The 1,924-nt window shown below is 35.0% G+C and carries 3 protein-coding genes; all 3 read left to right on the forward strand.

What is annotated here, in order from left to right; all coding sequences use genetic code 11:
• The first annotated feature begins 196 nt into the window (after positions 1-196).
• The 3 genes from EHS15_RS16095 to EHS15_RS16105 all read left to right on the forward strand — a co-directional run bounded on the left by EHS15_RS16095 (position 197) and on the right by EHS15_RS16105 (position 1,778).
• On the forward strand, positions 197-511 hold the full coding sequence (locus EHS15_RS16095) for a BrnT family toxin (RefSeq protein WP_167884257.1): 315 nt from the start codon (positions 197-199) through the stop codon (positions 509-511).
• Positions 483-764: a BrnA antitoxin family protein gene (locus tag EHS15_RS16100; RefSeq protein WP_135761618.1), complete on the forward strand. Its 282-nt coding sequence runs from the start codon at positions 483-485 to the stop codon at positions 762-764. Before EHS15_RS16095 ends, EHS15_RS16100 begins: the two co-directional genes overlap by 29 nt.
• A gap of 177 nt (positions 765-941) precedes the next feature.
• On the forward strand, positions 942-1,778 hold the full coding sequence (locus EHS15_RS16105) for a DUF4238 domain-containing protein (RefSeq protein WP_135761619.1): 837 nt from the start codon (positions 942-944) through the stop codon (positions 1,776-1,778).
• The last annotated feature ends 146 nt before the right edge of the window (positions 1,779-1,924 follow it).

A 1,924-nucleotide genomic window follows, 5' to 3' on the forward strand; every position in this document is an offset into this window, starting at 1 on the left:
AGCTCTGTGCCAGTCCCTAACGTCCCTTTGGGACTCAGGGTCAGGGGACTTCGGTAAGCCTAGTTCGTTATGCGAAATAGAGGTAATGTTTGCCTCAGGACATGGGTAACAGTTTAGATTAAATAAGCAAAATAGGAAAAGAGTGTCAAAAAAAATAGTTGTAAATACTTAAATTCTGTATATCCTAGACATATACATGAAATTGCCTGATTTCACCTTAATTGAAGGTTTCGACTGGGATAAGGGAAATATTAGCAAGAATTGGCTTAAGCATCATGTAAAAGCTGGAGAAATTGAAGAAATATTCTTTAATGAGCCTTTACTTATCTCTCACGATGAAAATCATTCAGAAAATGAAATGAGATTTGCTGCCTTAGGTATTTCAAATGATTCAAGAAGGCTATTCGCAGTATTCACAATTCGTAATAATAAAATTAGAATTATTTCTGTTAGAGATATGAGTAAAAAGGAAAGAAAGATTTATGAAAACTATCAAAAAGAAAATTCCTAAATTCAAATCTACGGATGAGGAAATTGAATTCTGGGATAAAAATGATGCTACTGATTTTTTCAATTTTCAAAATTTAGAGAAAATTTCATTCCCGAATCTTAAACCTTCTACCAAAATGATATCTCTGAGATTGCCAGAAGCTCTTCTAGAAAGACTTAAAACTTTAGCAAATAAAAATGATGTACCATATCAATCACTCATCAAGATTTTACTTTCAGAGAAAGTGAACGAAGAATTTAAGAAAGTCGGTTAACTACCTCTACTTCGCATAACTACGGCTTACCGCTTCGCTGCGGGATTCGCAAAGCTCACCCTTGCTTGGGTTTCACCACATTGGCTACTGTCACTCCCCTTGCAAAAGGCAAGTGTCGTGCCAGTCTAGCCAACGTCGGCAAGCCTAGTTCGTTATGCGTAATGCTTTAAAATTAAAATGAAAAAAAATCAACATTATGTTTGGAGACATTATCTAAAACCATGGACAAAAAATGATAAAATCTGGTGCAAAAGAGATGAGAAAATTTTCAATACATCATTAAATAATGTCGCTCAAGAAAATTATTTTTATGTCTTAGAAACTCTTTCATCAGATGAATTAGCTATCATTCGAAATATTCTTGATAAAATAGACGAAACAGCAATTCCAGTAATGGAATCGAATATCGACATCCTTGTAAAAGCTTCAAACTCAAAAGGAGATGAAAAAAAGGAATATTTAGAAAATTATCACACTTTCATTGAAAACATTGGAAAGCCTTTGTTGGAATCGCTATACAAGGGTGACCTTGAAATGCTGAATATCCAAAGAAACAGAGATAACTTTTCCTATTTTCTGGGATTACAATATACTAGGACAAAAAAAATAAGACATTCACTAATGAAGGATTTTGAGCCTTTATTCCAAAAGCCTGAACATAAAACCATAAATATTGAAACGATCTCTCATGCTCTAGCATTTTTAAGTGCTGATTTTCTAGGTAACTGGATTTCAAGTGATGGAAACTTTACATTAATAAGGAACAATACTGATATCGATTTTTTAACTTCAGACCAGCCTATCTATAACCATGCATTTAATTTCGAAAGCTGGGGATCCCCGGAGCAGATGGAACTTTTCTATCCAATTACTCCTTCTCTAGGATTATTAATTTCTAGCAAGAAAATTCCTCACTTTGATGCTTCTTCCGAATTAATCTCTTATTATAACAATAAATTAGTCTCAGAATCTGAAGAATTTATATTTTCAACCAATGAATCACAGCTTAAATAAAAGCACTACGCATAACTACGGCTTACCGCATCGCTGCGGGACTCGCACAGCTCGCCCTTGCTCGGGTTTCACCACATTGGCTACTGTCACTCCTCTTGCAAAAGCAAGCGTCATGCCAGTCTAGCCAACGTCGGTAAGCCTAGTTC

Origin of the sequence: Leptospira idonii (genome assembly GCF_004770995.1) — a bacterium.
In the GTDB taxonomy this organism is placed as follows: domain Bacteria; phylum Spirochaetota; class Leptospiria; order Leptospirales; family Leptospiraceae; genus Leptospira_A; species Leptospira_A idonii.